Source organism: Streptomyces sp. NPDC005496 (genome assembly GCF_042872045.1).
Classification (GTDB): domain Bacteria; phylum Actinomycetota; class Actinomycetes; order Streptomycetales; family Streptomycetaceae; genus Streptomyces.
Window position 1 is genome coordinate 130134 of the sequence record NZ_JBIAJQ010000016.1, and the last position, 17010, is coordinate 147143.

Genomic DNA, 17010 nt, shown 5'->3' on the forward strand with positions numbered 1-17010 from the left:
GCCCTACTTGGCCGTCTCGGCGACGAGGCGCTCGACGGCGCCGACGGCCTCGCCGATGGCGGCCGGGTTCTGGCCGCCGCCCTGGGCGACGTCCGGCTTGCCGCCACCGCCGCCGCCGAGGGTCTTGGCGGCCGCGCGGACCAGCTCGCCGGCCTTGAGGCCGCGCTCGCGGGCCGCCTCGTTGGTGGCGATGACCGTGAGCGGCTTGCCGCCCACGGTGCTGAACAGGGCGACGACGACGGCCCGTCCGCCCTGGATGCGCCCGCGCACGTCGAGGACCAGCCTGCGCAGGTCGTCGGCGCTCGTGCCGTCCGGGACCTGCCCGGTCACCAGCGCGATGCCGTGGACGTCCTTGGCGGACTCGGCGAGACCGGCGGCGGCCTGGAGCACCTTCTCCGCGCGGAACTTCTCGATCTCCTTCTCCGCGTCCTTCAGCTTGCCGAGCATGGCGGAGATCTTCTCGGGGAGCTCCTCGGGGCGGCCCTTGACCAGCTCCTGGAGCTGGGCGACGACCGTGTGCTCACGGGCCAGGAAGTTGTACGCGTCGACGCCCACGAGGGCCTCGATGCGCCGTACGCCGGAGCCGATGGACGACTCGCCGAGCAGCTTGACCAGGCCGAGCTGGGCCGTGTTGTGGACGTGCGTGCCGCCGCACAGCTCCTTGGAGAAGTCGCCGATGGTCACGACGCGCACGCGCTCGCCGTACTTCTCGCCGAACTCGGCGATGGCGCCCTGCTTCTTGGCCTCGTCGATGCCCATGACCTCGGCGTGCACGTCCAGGTCGCGGGCGAGCACCTCGTTGATCTGCTGCTCGACGTCGGTCATCACGGCCGTGGGCACGGCCGACGGGGAACCGAAGTCGAAGCGGAAGCGGCCGGGCTGGTTCTCGGAACCGGCCTGGGCGGCCGTCGGGCCGAGGGCGTCGCGCAGCGCCTGGTGGGTGAGGTGCGTGGCCGAGTGGGCGCGGGCGATGGACTTGCGGCGGCGCACGTCGATCGTGGCCTGGGCCTTGGCGCCGACCGTCACCTCGCCGACCTGGACGACGCCCTTGTGGACGTAGACCCCGGGGACCGGCTTCTGGCAGTCGCGGACCTCGATCACGGCGCCGGTGTCCACCCGGATGCGGCCGGTGTCGCCGATCTGGCCACCGCCCTCGGCGTAGAACGGCGTGCGGTCCAGGACGATCTCGACCTCGTCGCCCTCGGTGGCGGCCGGCGAGGAGGCGCCGTCGACCAGGATGCCGACGATCGTGGACTCGCCCTCGGTCTGCGTGTACCCGACGAACTCGGTCTCGCCGGCGGCGTCGGCGATCTCGCGGTAGGCACCGAGGTCGGCGTGGCCGGTCTTCTTGGCCTGGGCGTCGGCCTTGGCGCGCTCCCGCTGCTCCTTCATCAGGCGGCGGAAGCCGTCCTCGTCCACGGACAGGCCCTGTTCGGCGGCCATCTCCAGGGTGAGGTCGATGGGGAAGCCCCAGGTGTCGTGGAGCAGGAAGGCCTTGTCGCCGGAGAGCACGGTGCCGCCGGCGGACTTGGTCTCGGTGACGGCAGTGTCGAGGATGTTGGTGCCGCCCTTGAGGGCCTTGAGGAACGCGGCCTCCTCGGCGAGGGCGACGGTCTCGATGCGCCGGCGGTCGGAGACGAGCTCCGGGTACTGCTGCCCCATCATCTCGATGACGACGTCGATGAGGTCCTTGACGACCGGGCCGGTGGCGCCGAGCAGCCGCATGTTGCGGATGGCGCGGCGCATGATGCGGCGCAGCACGTAGCCGCGGCCCTCGTTGCCGGGGCTGACGCCGTCGCCGATGAGCATGACGGAGGTGCGCATGTGGTCGGTGACCACGCGCAGCGAGACGTCGGAGCCGTGGGCGGCGCCGTACTCGACGCCGGTCAGCTCAGTGGCCTTCCTGATGACCGCCATGGAGGTGTCGATCTCGTACATGTTCTGCACGTCCTGCAGAATCATCGCGAGGCGTTCCAGGCCGAGGCCGGTGTCGATGTTCTTGCTGGGCAGCTCGCCGAGGATCTCGAAGTCCTCCTTCGAGGTGCCCTCGCCGCGCTCGTACTGCATGAAGACCAGGTTCCAGATCTCCACGTAGCGCTCGTCGTTGACGGCCGGGCCGCCCTCGACGCCGAACTCGGGGCCGCGGTCGTAGTTGATCTCGGAACACGGGCCGCAGGGTCCGGGGACGCCCATGGACCAGTAGTTGTCCTTCTTGCCGAGGCGCTGGATGCGCTCGGCCGGCACGCCGATCTTCTCGCGCCAGATCTTCTCGGCCTCGTCGTCGTCGAGGTAGACGGTCACCCATAGGCGCTCCGGGTCGAGCCCGTAACCGCCCTTGTCCTGGGGCGAGGTGAGCAGCTCCCAGGCGTAGGTGATGGCGCCTTCCTTGAAGTAGTCGCCGAAGGAGAAGTTGCCGCACATCTGGAAGAAGGTGCCGTGGCGGGTGGTCTTGCCGACCTCTTCGATGTCGGGCGTGCGCACGCACTTCTGCACGCTGGTGGCGCGCGAGAACGGCGGCTTGACCTCACCGAGGAAGTACGGCTTGAAGGGGACCATGCCCGCGGGGACCAGGAGCAGAGTCGGGTCGTCCGCGATGAGCGACGCCGAAGGGACGACGGTGTGACCGCGCTCCTCGAAGAAGCTCAACCAGCGGCGGCGAATCTCGGCCGACTCCATCAGTGGTCCTCATTCCGGTTGTACGAGTACGTCGACCTCTCGACGTACTTGGGGTTGCTGCGGTTCTCGATGGCGGCGACGCGCCGCGGTGCGGGCAGCTCGGGGTCCGTCTCGGCGTTCAGCCCGAGTGCCTCGTCGAGTTCGGCCTGGCGCTGGGCCATGCCCTCGCGGACGTCGAGCGCGAAGTCCTTGAGCCGGTGGCCCGCTTCGATCGCCTTGTTCGCGGCCTGTGCCGCGAGGCTCTCGGGCGTCAGCTGCCTGATCTTGCGGTTGACCTTGGTGGTGGCCCACACGCCGGCGGCTGCGCCCGCGGTGAACCAGAACGTACGGCGGAACATCGCTGCGTCAGTCCTTCTTCCGCTTTCCCCGTCGCGCGGACGGGACGGTGCGTCCCACGATCACGGTGCGGCGGGACGCCCTGGGTGGCTCGTTCTCACGTCGGACCCCGAGTGCCCGGCGGACGCCGTAGCCGAACGCCGCGACCTTCACGAGGGGGCCGCCGAAGGTGGAGGCGACCGTCGTGGAGAGCGCCGACGCGTTCGACGTGACCTCCTGGACGTCGGAGGCGATGGCGTCCACTCGCTCGATCTGGGTCTGTGCGGAGCGCACCGCCGTGGAGGCGTCGGCCAGCAGCGGGACGGCCTGGTCGGTCACGTCCGCCACGAGCTTGGTGGTCGCCCTGAGCGTCTGGGCCAGCCTCGCCAGCGCGACGGCGAGGAAGGAGACCAGGATCGCCCAGAACACGGCCACCAGGATCCCGGCCACCTCTCCACCGGACACTGATTGCACCCGCTCCCTGATACGTGCCTGAACATCGAAAAGTCGTCCCCCGAGCCTATCGCGCCGGGGCCGCGGCTCCGCACCGGATTACCGGCGCCCCCGGCGGGAGTTCCGCGAATCGATTGTACGGAGAGCACATGGGTCAGTACGCTGCGTATCCCATGCACCGTTCTCACCCGGCCCCGCGCGCGGGCTCCCCGCCCCCCGGCAATCTTCCCCTGGAACTCAACGTGTTCGTGGGTCGCTCGGCGGAACTGGGGCGGCTGGACGAGGCCCTGCGCTCGGCGCGGCTGGTGACGGTGACGGGCATGGGGGGCGTCGGCAAGTCGCGGCTCGCGGCGCACGCGGCGGCACGCACCGGCCTGTCCGGCGGGGCGTGGCGGGTGGAGCTGGCGGCGGTCCGCGAACCGGAGCTCGTCGAGTACGCGGTCGTCGAGGCCCTCGGGCTGACGGACCACACCTCCAGGCTGCCCCGCGAGGTGCTGGCCGGCCATCTCGCCGAGCGCGAACTCCTGCTGGTCCTGGACGGTTTCGAGCATCTCGTGGACGCCTGCGCCTCGCTGGTGGGCGAGTTGCTGCGGACGGCGCCGGGGCTGCGGGTGCTGGCCGCGGGGCGCCGGCCGCTGGAGGTGGAGGGCGAGCGGCTGTTCCCGCTGGCGCCGATGACCGGGCCGGAGGCCGCGGAGCTGTTCGCGGAGCGGGCGGCGGCCCGGGTGCCCGGGTTCGCGGTGGACGAGGCGAACCGGGCGGACGTTCTGGAGCTGTGCCGGCGCCTGGACGGGATCCCGCTCGCCGTCGAGCTGGCGGCCGGCCGGCTGAGCACCCTCTCCCCCGCGCAGCTGCTGTCGCGCCTGGAGGACCGGTTCCGGCTGCTGACGGGCGGCGGCCGGGACGTGCCGACGCGCCACCAGACACTGCGTACGGCCATCGGCTGGAGCCACGAGCTGTGCACCCCGCGGGAACGGCTGCTCTGGTCGCGCCTGTCGGTGTTCGCGGGCCGGTTCGACCTGGAGGCCGCCGAGTACGTGTGCAGCGGCGACGGCCTGCCCGCCGACGACGTCCTGGACGTGCTCGGTGAACTGCTCGCCCAGTCCGTGGTCTCCCGCGAGGAGACCCCCGTCGGCGTGCGCTACCGGATGCTGGACACGGTCCGCGCGTACGGCGCCGAGTGGCTGGAGGCGATGGGGGACGCGGAGCGGCTGCGGCGCCGCCACCGCGACTGGTTCATGGGGCTGGCCACCTGGTGCGAGCTGGACTGGTTCTCGCCGCGCCAGGGCGAGGTCGCCGCGCGCGTGGAGGCGGAGCTGCCGAATCTGCGCTGCGCCCTGGAGCACTGTCTGACCGAGCCGGGCGGGACGCATCTGGGCCAGTACCTGGCGGGCAGCCTCTGGTTCTACTGGGTGGGCTGCGGCAGGCTCGCCGAGGGGCGGCACTGGCTGGACCGCTGCGTCGAGCCGACGCCGGAGGACGGGGCGTATGAGCAGTCCCGGCTCAAGGCGCTGTGGGTGCTCGGTTACGTGGCGGTCCTCCAGGGCGACCCGGTGGCCGCTCTCGCCGCGCTCCAGGAGTGCCGCGAGGAGGCGGAGCGGAGCGGGAACGCGACGGCGGTGGCGTACGCGGAGCACCGCACCGGGTGTCTGGCGCTGGTGACGGACGACATGCCGCGCGCGGAGAGCCTGCTCGGCTCGGCGCTGGACCGCTATCACGAGATCGGCGAGCTCAACAGCAACGTGCTGATGGGCCAGGTCGAGCTGGCGATGGCGAAGGCGTTCCAGGGGGATCTGCCGGGCGCGGTGAAGCTGTGCGACGACGTCCGCCGGGTGTGCGAGGACCACGGGGAGCGCTGGGCACTGGCGTACGCGCTGTACGTGCTGGCCTACGGGGCCTGGGCCGAGGGCGACCGGCGGCGGGCCCGGGATCTGCTGGAGGAGTGCCTCGGCATCGGGCACACCTTCCACGATCTGCTCGGCACGGTCCTCGCGGTGGAACTGCTCGCGCTGGTCACCGCGGAGGACGGCGATCCCGCCGAGGCCGCGGTGCTGCAGGGCGCGGCGTCCCGGATGTGGCCCTCGGTGGGCCTGCCGCTGTTCGGTTCGGCGTACTACAACGCGCCGCACGAACGCTGCGAGACGACCGCCCGGGAGCGGCTGGGCGACGAGCGGTACGAGGAGTGCGTACGGGCCGGGGCGCGGCTGGGGCAGGAGGCGGCGGTGGCCCGGGCGCTCGGGCGGCGCGGGGAGCGCACGCTCGGCGCGGTGCCGGCGCCGCGGACGATGCCGGCGTCCGTGGACATGCGAAAGCCCGCCGCCTCGCCCACCCGGAAGGGCGGGGAGACGACGGGCTGACACGCAGTGGTGCTACATCCGCCGGAAAGCGATCAGCGGGCGTAGTACTCGACGACGAGCTGCTCGTCGCAGATCACCGGGATCTCCTTGCGGTTCGGCTCGCGGTCCAGGCGGAAGGCCAGGGCGCGGAGGTTCACCTGGAGGTAGCGCGGGGTCTCGCCGTCGGGGGCGAAGCCACCCTCACGCGCGACCTCGAACAGCGGCTTCTGGCGGCTGCGCTCACGGACCATGACGACGTCGTCCGGCTTGACCCGGAAGGACGGCTTGTCGACCTTCTGGCCGTTGACCTCGATGTGGCCGTGGACGACCATCTGGCGGGCCTGGTAGATCGTGCGGGCGATGCCCGAACGCAGGACCAGCGCGTCGAGACGGCGCTCGAGCTCGATGACCAGGGCCTCACCGGTCTTGCCCTGGGTCTTGGCGGCACGCTCGTAGGCGCGGACGAGCTGGCGCTCGGACACGTCGTACTGCGCGCGCAGACGCTGCTTCTCGAGCAGACGGACCTTGTAGTCCGAGTTCTGCTTGCGGCCGCGGCCGTGCTCGCCCGGCGGGTAGGGGCGGGCCTCGAAGTACTTGACGGCCTTCGGGGTCAGCGCGATGCCGAGGGCACGCGACTTCTTGACCTTGGGGCGGGACTGGTTCGGCATGAACCAAACACCTCATGTTTTCGATACGAATACGGCTTCACCAGGGTTAGGGGAGGTCGCAATCCGCAGCCGGGGAAACCCCGCGGGCCCTTGACGGACCTGCCGGGCAGCCGCTCCCTGGTCTGGGCACATACGTGCAGCACGCGAGTGGCCCACCGACCTGTTCCCGGAGGTCCGGGAGGGTGGTGGGCTGCCCGCGACACCTTCGACGGTGCGCGACGCTCCTGGATCCCCCGCGCCTTGCGGCGCACGGGGTTCCGGCTGGATGTCCCGTTCTGGTGGTGCCGACCGGAGCCGGGCACGGGACGCAGCGCTTCAGGGAGTCTACAGGGTGGTCAGGGCCGCCCTCGACCGAGGCGCTTGCGGGTCCATTCCACCGCGTCCGCGTAACGTGCCTCGGCGCCGTGGCGGGAGGGTGTGTAGTACTCCCGGTCCTTGAGCTCCTCCGGTGCGTACTGCTGGGCGGCGATGCCCTCGGGGAGGTCGTGCGGGTACACGTACCCCTGCGCGTGGCCGAGCTTGGCGGCGCCCTTGTAGTGCCCGTCGCGCAGGTGCATCGGCACGGGGCCCGCGTGGCCCTTGCGGACGTCCTCCATGGCGGCGCCGATCGCGGTGGTCGCGGCGTTCGACTTGGGGGCCAGGGCGAGGGCGATGGTGGCGTGGCTGAGGGTGAGCGCGGCCTCCGGGAAGCCGATCATGGCGACGGCCTGGGCGGCGGCGACCGCGATCGGCAGCGCGTTCGGGTCCGCGAGACCGATGTCCTCGCTGGCGGAGATCATCAGGCGGCGGGCGATGAAGCGGGGGTCCTCACCTGCCTCGATCATGCGCGCCAGGTAGTGCAGGGCGGCGTCCACGTCCGAGCCGCGGATGGACTTGATCAGGGCGCTGGCGACGTCGTAGTGCTGGTCGCCGTCGCGGTCGTAGGTGACGGCGGCGCGGTCGACCGTCTCCTCCAGGGTCTGGAGGGTGATCTCCGGCTCGCCCTTGTCGAGCGCGGACCCGGCGGCGGCCTCCAGCGCCGTCAGGGCCCGTCGGGCGTCGCCGCCGGCGATCCGCAGCAGGTGCTCCTCGGTGTCCCCGGGGAGGGTGACGGCCTCCTTGAGGCCGCGCTCGTCGGTGAGGGCCCGGCGCAGCAGTGCGCGCAGGTCGTCGTCGGTGAGCGGTTCCAGGGTCAGCAGGAGGGAGCGGGACAGGAGGGGGGAGATCACCGAGAAGTACGGGTTCTCCGTGGTCGCGGCGATCAGGGTCACCCAGCGGTTCTCGACGGCCGGGAGGAGGGAGTCCTGCTGGGCCTTGCTGAAGCGGTGGATCTCGTCGAGGAAGAGGACGGTCTCCTTGCCGAAGCCACCGGTGGCACGGCGGGCGCCCTCGATGACCGCGCGCACCTCCTTGACGCCCGCGGTGATCGCGGACAGCTCGACGAAGCGCTTGTTCGTGGCCTTGGAGACGACGTAGGCGAGGGTGGTCTTGCCGGTGCCCGGCGGGCCCCAGAGGATCACGGAGGACGGTCCGGCGGGGCCGCCGCCGCTCTCGCCGACCAGTCTGCGCAGGGGCGAGCCCGGCTTGAGGAGATGCTGCTGGCCCACGACCTCGTCGAGGGTGCGCGGGCGCATCCGGACCGCCAGGGGGCTGCTGGACGGGTCCTTCTCCTGGCGTTCTTCGGCTGCGGCGGTGAACAGGTCGGGCTCCACGTACGAAACCCTATGTCACACCACTGACAACGCCCCCGGGCCCGGTGGACCGGGGCTCCGGCGGGGTCAGCTGGTCCAGAAGTCCCACCAGCGGGTCAGGATCAGCATGCCGATGATGCCGATGTGCAGGACGGGCAGCACCCAGGTGAACTCGCCGAAGAAGCTCCTGACCCAGCGCGGGGTGGGCAGGAAGCCGTTGCGGACGTTGGACGAGGTCACGTACCAGAACATGAGGATGGTGGCGACCCACGCCAGGCAGCACCACAGGCACAGCGAGTTGATCCGGTACAGGGACTGGAACTGGAGCCAGGTGCAGAAGCCGACGCCGAAGAGGGTGCCGGCGTTGAAGGTCAGCCAGTACCAGCGCGGGAAGGTGGCCCTGGCGAGCAGGCTGACGCCGACGCAGACGACGACGCCGTAGGCGACCAGTCCCAGCATCGGGTTGGGGAACCCGAAGACCGAGGCCTGGTCGCTCTTCATGATGTTGCCGCAGGAGACGACCGGGTTGAGGCTGCAGCCCGGTACGAAGCCCGGGTCCTCCAGCAGCTTGAACTTGTCGATCGTGATGACCCAGGCGGCGAGCAGACCGGCCGCACCGGTGATCACCAGCAGCAGGGCGAGGGCCGCGCTGCCGCCCACCGTCCGGGGGGCGTCGACGCGCTCGTCGTCGAGGGAGACGTCGTCCTTGACTGTCGTCTTGCTCATCACGCCGATCCGTTGCTGGGTGGGGGCTTCGCGGGCACGGTCATTGTGCCGCACGCGCCCGCGTGTCCACCGTTCGATGGACATAAGGAGGTACGGACGGACGTCCCGGAACGTTCGGTTCGCGCCGACGCTGGTCGGCATGACGACACACGCGGACGGGCTCGTGGTGGACGTACGGGGACTGCGCAAGCGGTACGGGGACGTGACGGCGGTGGACGGCGTCGACCTGGGCGTCCGGCGCGGGGAGGTGTTCGGCCTGCTCGGGCCGAACGGCGCCGGGAAGAGCACGACGGTGGAGATCCTCCAGGGCGAGCGGGTCCGGGACGCGGGGCACGTCGCGGTCCTGGGCGCGGATCCGGCGAGGAGCACACGCGCGTGGCGTTCACGGATCGGTGTCGTCCGGCAGGACGAATCGGCGCCCGCGGAGTTGACGGTGCGCGAGACGGTGCGGCATTTCGCCCGCTACTACCCGAAGCCGCGGGACCCGGAGGAGGTCATCGCCCTGGTGGGGCTCCAGGAGGAGGCGGACACCCGGATCAAGGCGCTGTCCGGCGGCGAGCGGCGCCGCCTCGACGTGGCGCTGGGGGTGACGGGCGATCCGGAACTCCTGCTCCTGGACGAGCCGACGACCGGCTTCGACCCGGCCGCCCGCCGCCGCTTCGGGGAGATGATCCGGGAGCTGGCCGCCGGGGGCACGACGGTCCTCATGACCACGCACCAGCTCCACGAGGCGGAGACGCTCGCGGACCGGATCGCGGTCGTCGTACGGGGACGGGTGGTCGCCGAGGGCGCTCCCTCCGTCCTGCGGGAACGTCACGGCACCGCGGCGGACGTCGAGTGGACGGAGGCCGACGGCACCCCGCGCCGCGAGCGCACCGGGACACCGGCGCGGACGGTGGCGCGACTCGCCGCCCGCTTCGGCGGGGAGGTCCCGGGGCTGCGCGTGAGCCGCCCCACCCTGGAGGACCTCTATCTGCGGCTGACCGGACAGGAGGGCACCCGATGACCACGACGGCGGCGGTCCGCACCGCGAAGCGTTCCGCGCGGCGGCTCCCCGGTGCCTGGGGCCTCGGGCTCGCCCGCGGCGCGCTGGAACTGCGGCAGTTCTTCCGCCGCCGCGACCAGGTGGTCTTCACGCTCGCCTTCCCGGTCGTCCTGCTGTTCCTCTTCGCCTCGGTCTTCGACGACGACGTGCGGGGCGCCGGGGTCACGGCGGCCCAGCTGTACGTCCCCGCCATGACGGCCGCGGGCATCATGTCCGTCGGCTTCCAGTCCCTCGGCATCTCCGTCGCGGTCGAGCGGGACGAGAAGGTGCTGCGCCGGCTGCGCGCGACGCCGATGCCACCCGCCGCGTACTTCCTGGGGAAGATCTGGCTGGTTCTCGTCAGCGGTGTCCTGGAGACGGCGGTCCTGCTCCTCGCCGGGGTCACCCTGTTCGGCGCCGCCGCCCCCTCCGGCGCGGACGGCTGGTTCCGCCTCGTCTGGATCTTCGTCCTCGGCCTGACGGCGTGCGCCCTGCTCGGCATCGCGGTCGGCTCGCTCCCGGCGTCCGGCAGGAGCGCCACCTCGGTGATCGTCCTGCCGTTCCTGGTGCTCCAGTTCGTCTCCGGGGTGTACGTCCCGGTCGGCAGCGTGTCGGACTGGATGCCGGCCGTCGCCGCCCTGTTCCCGCTGAAGTGGATGTGCCAGGGCCTGCGCGGGGTCTTCCTGCCCGACTCGGCGCGCGTCCTGGAGCAGGCGGGCGACTGGGAGTTCGGCCGCGTGGCCCTGGTGCTCGGGGCATGGTGCGCCGGAGGATTGCTGCTGTGTCTGCTGACCTTCCGGTGGAAGAACCGGCGCGAGGGATGACGGGCCCGGGCGGCGCGCGCGGTTCGTACACCTGGGAACGCTCGTTCCGGCTCTGGGACTCGTACTTCGCGGTCGTGTGGCTGGCCACCCTGGTCTTCGTGCTGGGCACGGCGCGGCCCGGGCCGCCCTACCGGATCGCCTCGGCCGCCCTGCTCGCCCTGCTGGTCCCCTGGTACGTGGCCGTGGGGCGGCCGGTGCTCGGCGGTGACCCGCCCGACGAACGCCGGGCCCTGCGGTACCTCGCCGGGGCCACGGCGCTGTTCCTGCCGTCGGGGATCCTCGTCGGCGAGACCCGCCTGATGACGTTCGCGCTCGTCCCCCAGTGCTTCATGGCGCTGAGTCCGCGCCGGGCGCTGCCGGCCGTGACCGTCCTCAACCTCGCGCCGGTGGCCGGCTGGCTCCTGCTCTGGCGGCCGAGCGGCGCGGACGCCTTCTACAACTCGGTCTTCGCTGTGGTCACCCTGGTCTTCTCAGCGGCCGTCGGCGGCTGGACCGCCCGGGTCGTCGAACAGAGCCAGGAACGCGCCGCGCTGATCGCGGAACTGGACGCGGGCCGCCACGAGATCGCCCGGCTCTCGGCCGCCCATGGCGCGCTGGCCGAGCGGGAGCGGTTCTCCAGGGAGATCCACGACACCCTCGCGCAGGGCTTCACCAGCCTGCTGATGCTGGTCCAGGCCGTCGAGGCGGAACTCGACGGCGATCCAGCCGAGGCGCGCCGGCATCTGGCGCTCATGGCGCGGACGGCGCGGGAGAACCTCGCCGAGGCGCGCGCCCTGGTCGCCGGGTCCGGGCCCGCGGACCTCGACGGCGCCTCGCTGCCCGACGCGCTGCGCCGGCTCGCCGTACGCCACGGCGCCGCCCTCGACGTGACGGGTGAGGTGCGCCCGCTGCCCGCCGGCACCGAGGTGGTCGCGCTGCGCTCCTGCCAGGAAGCGCTCACCAACGCCCGTAGGCACGGCGGGATTTCGGCTTCCGTCGGCCTCTCCCTCGCGTACGCCGGCACGGCGCTCACCGTCTCGGTACGGGACGACGGCTGCGGTTTCGACCCGGAGGCGCCGGCGGGCGGCTACGGTCTGGCGGGACTGCGCACACGGGCGGCGGAGGCGGGCGGCACGGCCCGGGTGAGCAGCGCCCCCGGCGAGGGGACCCTGGTGACCGTCCGGCTTCCGGCACCGCCCGCGAGGAGTGCGCCGTGATCCGGATCGTGCTGGCCGACGACCATCCCGTCGTACGCGAGGGGCTGCGCGCGATGCTCGGAGCCGAGCCCGATCTCGACGTGGTCGGGGACGCGTCCAGCGGGCCGCGGGCGGAGGCGCTGGCCGCCGAACTCCGGCCCGACATCGTCCTGATGGACCTGCGGATGCCGGGTGGCGGGGGCGTCGAGTCGATCGCGCGGATGACCGGGGCGGGGCTGCCGTGCCGGGTGATCGTGCTCACCACCTACGAGACGGACGGCGACATCCTGCGGGCGGTGGAGGCGGGTGCGGCGGGCTATCTGCTGAAGGACCTGCCGCGCGGTGAGCTGGCGGAGGCGGTGCGGGCCGCCGCGCGGGGCGAGACCGTGCTGGCTCCGTCGGTGGCCGCCCGGCTGGTCGACCGGCTGCGGTCCAGACCGGAGCGGCCGCGGCTGTCCGAGCGGGAGACCGCGGTGCTCGCCCTGGTGGCCGAGGGGTGCACGAACGCCGAGATCGGCCGGCGCCTGTTCATCGGCGAGTCGACCGTGAAGACCCATCTGCTGCGGGCCTTCGGCAAGTTGGGGGTCGACGACCGGACGGCAGCGGTGACGAGCGCGATGCGCTGGGGGCTGCTGGGCTGAGGTCCCGCGCCTGCGCCCATGGGCCGGAAGCGGCCGGATCCCCGCCGGTGCGACGAGGATCCGGCCGGCCGCCGTCAGCCCAGGCGGGACTCCAGTTCCGCCACGATCTCGTTGACCCCGACGGCCGTCTGCTCGCCGGACTCCATGTCCTTGAGCTGGACGACACCCTCGGCGAGGTCCCGCTCGCCGGCGACGATCGTGTAGCGCGCGCCGCTGCGGTTGGCGTTCTTCATCGCGCCCTTGAGGCCCTTGCCGCCGTAACTGAAGTCGGCGGCGATGCCGACCTTGCGCAGCTCGTTGACCTTGGCGAAGAGGAACCGGCGGGCCTCGTCGCCGAGCGGGACCGCGAACACGCTGGTGGCCGAGGGGAGTTCGAGCGAGACACCCTCCGCCTCCAGGGCGAGGACGGTGCGGTCGACGCCGAGCGCCCAGCCGACGGAGGGCAGCGCGGGCCCGCCGATCATCTCGGACAGCCCGTCGTAGCGCCCGCCGCCGCCGACCGCGGACTGCGAGCCGAGTCCGTCGTGGACGAACTCGAAGGTCGTGCGCGTGTAGTAGTCGAGGCCGCGCACCAGCTTCGGGTCGTCCTCGAAGGAGACGCCCGCGGCCGTGATCAGCTCGCGCACCTCCTCGTGGTACGCCTTGCAGGCGTCGCACAGGTAGTCGCGCAGCAACGGCGCGCCCACCAGCTGCTTCTGGACGTCGTCGCGCTTGTCGTCGAGCACGCGCAGCGGGTTGATGTCGGCGCGGCGCAGCGTCTCCTCGTCGAGGTCGAGCCCGCGCAGGAAGTCCTGGAGCGCGGCCCGGTAGACGGGGCGGCACTCCTTGTCGCCCAGGGAGTTCAGCAGGATGCGGAACTCGCGCAGGCCCAGCGAGCGGTACGCCTGGTCGGCCAGGATGATCAGTTCGGCGTCGAGCGCCGGGTCCTCGGCTCCGATCGCCTCGGCGCCGACCTGCGAGAAGTGGCGGTAACGGCCCTTCTGGGGGCGCTCGTAACGGTAGTACGAGCCCGAGTACCAGAGCTTGACGGGGAGGTTGCCCGCCTTGTGCAGGTTGGCCTCCAGCGCGGCGCGCAGCACGGAGGCGGTGCCCTCGGGGCGCAGGGCCAGCCGGTCGCCGCCCTTGGTCTCGAAGGCGTACATCTCCTTGGTCACGATGTCGGTGGACTCACCGACGCCGCGCGCGAACAGCTCGACGCTCTCGAAGCCGGGCGTCTCGATGTACCCGTAGCCGGAGGTGCGCAGGGGGGCGGAGATCGCCTCGCGCACGGCGAGGTACCGGGCGCTGTCCGGCGGGATCAGGTCGTACGTGCCCTTGGGGGCCTTGAAGGTGCTCACGGAAGGTCTCGTCACATTCCTCGTCGGGGAGCCTCGGATGCTCCCTGGCCGCCGGCGGCCACCTGCCGCAGATACGGGTTGGTGGCGCGCTCCTGGCCGATGGTCGTCTGGGGGCCGTGGCCGGACAGCACCACGGTCGAGTCGTCGAGCGGCAGGCACACACGGCCCAGCGAGGCGAGCATGTCGTCCATGTCGCCGCCGGGCAGGTCGGTGCGTCCGATGGAGCCGGCGAACAGCAGATCCCCGGAGAAGAACACGGACGGCACGTCCGCGCTCTCGGGCATCCGGAAGGTCACCGACCCCTTCGTATGGCCGGGCGCGTGCGCGACGGAGAAGTCGAGGCCGGCGAGCTTCAGCTCGGCGCCGTCGGTGAGTTCCCTGACGTCGTCCGGCTCGCCCACGGTGATCTCGCCCATCAGCGGCATCCCGATGGAACGGCCGATGCCCTTCTCGGGATCGCTCATCATGTAGCGGTCCCGGGGGTGGATCCAGGCCGGTACGTCGTGCGCTCCGCACACCGGCACGACCGAGGCGACATGGTCGATGTGGCCGTGGGTGAGGATGACCGCGACGGGCTTGAGCCGATGCTTGGCGAGTGCGTCCTCGACTCCCTGGGCGGCCTGGTGGCCCGGGTCGATGATCACGCACTCCTCACCCGCGGCGGGGGCGACCAGATAACAGTTGGTCCCCCAGGCCCCTGCGGGGAACCCGGCAATGAGCACGATCGTCCTTCGTTTGTGTCGTACGAGGTCATACGGCGTCGTACGGGGCGGGTGGCTGCGGATCAGAGCCTACCGGCGCTGCCGTTTCCTCAGCGAACCCATATACGGTACGGGGCACACGCAGGCGGTCGGCTCACAAGACGCACGCGTCCCACTTGACGAACGAGACGCACGAGGAGAAAACCCGGTGGTCAGCCAGGAGCAGCGGCGGCGTCAGCTCGCCCGGGAGAAGTTCTTGCGGCAGCAGCAGCGGCGTACGGCCGCGCGGCGCAAGACGCACGCACGCAACGCGGTGATCGCGTCGGTCCTCGGCGTGGTCGTCGTGGGCAGTGTCGTGTCGTACGCGACCGGGGTCTTCAAGGACGACGGCAAGAAGACCAACGCGGGCGCGGAGGTGACGCCGAGCCCCTCGACGCCGAGCAAGGCGCCGGACCCGTGCGAGAAGCCCGCGGCGGGCAAGGTGGCGAAGCTGAGCTGGAAGAAGGAGCCGGCGGTCACCATCGACAAGTCGGCCGCCTACACGATGAAGCTGGCGACGACGTGCGGTGACATAGACGTCGACCTGAAGACGGCGGCGGCGCCGCACACGGTGAACTCGTTCGGCTTCCTCGCCGGCAAGGGGTTCTTCGACCACACCAAGTGCCACCGCCTGGTCACGAACGGCATCTACGTCCTGCAGTGCGGTGACCCGCAGGGCACCGGCGGCGGCGGTCCGGGCTACACGATCCCGGACGAGAACCTGAAGGACAAGAGCCTCAAGAGCGGGGTCTACCCGGCGGGCACCGTCGCGATGGCCAACACCGGCCAGAAGCACACCGGCGGCAGCCAGTTCTTCCTCGTGTACCAGGACAGCAAGCTGCCGCCCACCTACACGCCGTTCGGAACGATCTCCAAGTCCGGCATGACGGTTCTGAAGAAGATCGCCGCCGCCGGTGAGAGCACCGGACAGGGCGACGGCGCACCCAACGCGACCGTCGTGATCAACAAGCTGACCGTGTCGAAATCCTGACCGCCAGCTGCGAAATTTCGGTCGCGCGGGATGCGGACAGCCGCCCCGCCGGTCGCCTATGTTGGCCGTGACGAAACTGTGGACGATGCCCGGGGGCGCTGAAGCCTCCCGCAGGCATCATGTGGAGGAGGCGCTGTGAGCAGCGACCCGTGGGGCCGCGTCGACGAGACGGGGACCGTGTACGTGCGTACGGCCGACGGCGAGCAGGTCGTCGGTTCCTGGCAGGCCGGCTCCCCTGACGAGGCGCTGGCCTACTTCGAGCGCAAGTACGAGGGCCTGGTTGTGGAGATCGGCCTCCTCGAGAAGCGAGTGAAGACCACCGACCTGTCCGCGAAGGACGCCCAGGCCGCGATCGCGCACATCCGCGAGCAGGTCGACGCCCATCACGCGGTCGGTGATCTGGACGCGCTGCGCAAGCGGCTGGACAAGCTCGTCGAGACGGTGGACGCGCGCCGGCAGGAGCGCAAGGAGCAGCGGGCCAAGCAGTCCGACGAGGCGCGGCACGCCAAGGAGGCCCTGGTCACCGAGGCGGAGGAGCTGGCGCAGAGCGACCAGTGGCGGGCGGCCGGTGAGCGGCTGCGCTCGCTGGTGGACACCTGGAAGGGGCTGCCGCGGCTCGACCGCAAGTCGGACGACGAGCTGTGGCACCGCTTCTCGCACGCGCGCTCGGCGTTCTCCAAGCGGCGCAAGGCGCACTTCGCGTCGCTGGACGCGCAGCGCGAGGAGGCCCGCAAGACCAAGGAGAAGCTGGTCGCCGAGGCCGAGGCGCTGTCCGGTTCGACGGACTGGGGTCCGACGGCGGCCCGCTACCGCGAGCTGATGGCGGACTGGAAGGCCGCGGGCCGCGCCCAGCGTGAGCACGAGGACGATCTGTGGAACCGCTTCCGCGGCGCCCAGGACGTCTTCTTCGCGGCGCGCAGCTCGGTCTTCGCCGAGCGGGACGCGGAGCAGTCGGAGAACCTGAAGCTCAAGGAGGAGCTGGCCGAGGAGGCCGAGAAGCTCGTCCCGGTGCAGGATCTCAAGGCCGCCCGGGCCGCCTTCCGCTCGATCAACGAGCGCTGGGAGGCCATCGGCCACGTGCCGCGCGACGCCCGGCCGAAGGTCGAGGGCCGGATGCACGCGGTGGAGCGGGCTCTGCAGGAGTCCGAGGAGGCCGAGTGGCGCCGGACCAACCCCGAGGCACGCGCGCGTGCGGAGGGTCTGACCGGTCAGCTCCAGGCCGCCGTGGACAAGCTCCGCGGCCAGATCGAGACGGCCCGCTCGGCGGGCAACAACGCCAAGGCCGACAAGCTCCAGAAGGAGCTCGACGGCCGTCAGGCGCTGCTGGACCAGGCCCTGAAGGGTCTGCAGGAGTTCGGCGGCTGACACCCGCCCGTCGCCCGCGGGCGGCTTTCCTCCGGCGCGGCCCGGCGGTGGTTCCCCCACCGCCGGGCC

At 71.7% G+C, this 17010-nt stretch carries 15 protein-coding genes; 7 read left to right on the forward strand and 8 right to left on the reverse strand.

Annotation, left to right across the window (positions count from 1 at the left end):
- Positions 1-3 precede the first annotated feature (3 nt).
- From alaS to ACFYQQ_RS36955, 3 genes are read right to left on the reverse strand one after another with little or no spacing between them, the layout of a single operon-like run.
- Positions 4-2676 (reverse strand): alanine--tRNA ligase, encoded by a 2673-nt coding sequence (gene alaS, locus ACFYQQ_RS36945; protein ID WP_355782083.1) that lies wholly within the window; start codon positions 2674-2676, stop codon positions 4-6.
- Entirely contained in the window at positions 2676-3014 is a 339-nt protein-coding gene (locus tag ACFYQQ_RS36950) for a DUF6167 family protein (protein WP_355782080.1), read from the reverse strand. Before ACFYQQ_RS36950 ends, alaS begins: the two co-directional genes overlap by 1 nt.
- A 7-nt stretch (positions 3015-3021) precedes the next feature.
- Positions 3022-3456, reverse strand: a complete 435-nt coding sequence (locus ACFYQQ_RS36955; RefSeq protein WP_355782105.1) for a DUF948 domain-containing protein — start codon at positions 3454-3456, stop codon at positions 3022-3024.
- A 161-nt stretch (positions 3457-3617) separates the two neighbouring features.
- On the opposite strand from ACFYQQ_RS36955, the gene ACFYQQ_RS36960 reads away from it, so the two are divergent.
- The gene (locus ACFYQQ_RS36960) at positions 3618-5801 is read left to right on the forward strand and encodes an ATP-binding protein (protein ID WP_388906907.1); all 2184 of its coding nucleotides are present in this window, start codon (positions 3618-3620) and stop codon (positions 5799-5801) included.
- Between the two features lie 32 nt (positions 5802-5833).
- On the opposite strand, the gene rpsD is transcribed toward ACFYQQ_RS36960, so the two are convergent.
- From rpsD to ACFYQQ_RS36975, 3 genes are all read right to left on the reverse strand, one after another.
- On the reverse strand, positions 5834-6448 hold the full coding sequence (gene rpsD, locus ACFYQQ_RS36965) for a 30S ribosomal protein S4 (RefSeq protein ID WP_355793228.1): 615 nt from the start codon (positions 6446-6448) through the stop codon (positions 5834-5836).
- 335 nt (positions 6449-6783) lie between these two features.
- Positions 6784-8139: a replication-associated recombination protein A gene (locus ACFYQQ_RS36970; protein WP_356166545.1), complete on the reverse strand. Its 1356-nt coding sequence runs from the start codon at positions 8137-8139 to the stop codon at positions 6784-6786.
- A 66-nt stretch (positions 8140-8205) separates the two neighbouring features.
- On the reverse strand, positions 8206-8844 hold the full coding sequence (locus ACFYQQ_RS36975) for a vitamin K epoxide reductase family protein (RefSeq protein ID WP_356242167.1): 639 nt from the start codon (positions 8842-8844) through the stop codon (positions 8206-8208).
- A 139-nt stretch (positions 8845-8983) separates the two neighbouring features.
- Here ACFYQQ_RS36975 and ACFYQQ_RS36980 point away from each other — a divergent pair, with 139 nt between their 5' ends.
- Genes ACFYQQ_RS36980 through ACFYQQ_RS36995 form a run of 4 tightly spaced genes read left to right on the forward strand, consistent with a single transcriptional unit; the run spans position 8984 to position 12508 of the window.
- On the forward strand, positions 8984-9850 hold the full coding sequence (locus tag ACFYQQ_RS36980) for an ABC transporter ATP-binding protein (protein WP_355792134.1): 867 nt from the start codon (positions 8984-8986) through the stop codon (positions 9848-9850).
- Positions 9847-10692 (forward strand): ABC transporter permease, encoded by an 846-nt coding sequence (locus ACFYQQ_RS36985; protein WP_355792137.1) that lies wholly within the window; start codon positions 9847-9849, stop codon positions 10690-10692. Before ACFYQQ_RS36980 ends, ACFYQQ_RS36985 begins: the two co-directional genes overlap by 4 nt.
- Positions 10689-11888, forward strand: a complete 1200-nt coding sequence (locus ACFYQQ_RS36990) for a sensor histidine kinase (RefSeq protein WP_356166554.1) — start codon at positions 10689-10691, stop codon at positions 11886-11888. Before ACFYQQ_RS36985 ends, ACFYQQ_RS36990 begins: the two co-directional genes overlap by 4 nt.
- Entirely contained in the window at positions 11885-12508 is a 624-nt protein-coding gene (locus ACFYQQ_RS36995; RefSeq protein WP_356242157.1) for a response regulator transcription factor, read from the forward strand. Before ACFYQQ_RS36990 ends, ACFYQQ_RS36995 begins: the two co-directional genes overlap by 4 nt.
- Positions 12509-12582: 74 nt before the next feature.
- Here the strand turns inward: ACFYQQ_RS36995 and hisS are convergent, their stop codons facing one another.
- Positions 12583-13845 (reverse strand): histidine--tRNA ligase, encoded by a 1263-nt coding sequence (hisS, locus tag ACFYQQ_RS37000; RefSeq protein ID WP_355788892.1) that lies wholly within the window; start codon positions 13843-13845, stop codon positions 12583-12585.
- A gap of 11 nt (positions 13846-13856) precedes the next feature.
- On the reverse strand, positions 13857-14567 hold the full coding sequence (locus ACFYQQ_RS37005) for an MBL fold metallo-hydrolase (RefSeq protein WP_355788895.1): 711 nt from the start codon (positions 14565-14567) through the stop codon (positions 13857-13859).
- A 187-nt stretch (positions 14568-14754) separates the two neighbouring features.
- Here ACFYQQ_RS37005 and ACFYQQ_RS37010 point away from each other — a divergent pair, with 187 nt between their 5' ends.
- Positions 14755-15576 (forward strand): peptidylprolyl isomerase, encoded by an 822-nt coding sequence (locus ACFYQQ_RS37010; protein WP_355788897.1) that lies wholly within the window; start codon positions 14755-14757, stop codon positions 15574-15576.
- A gap of 135 nt (positions 15577-15711) precedes the next feature.
- Entirely contained in the window at positions 15712-16941 is a 1230-nt protein-coding gene (locus ACFYQQ_RS37015; RefSeq protein WP_356242155.1) for a DUF349 domain-containing protein, read from the forward strand.
- Positions 16942-17010: the final 69 nt, after the last annotated feature.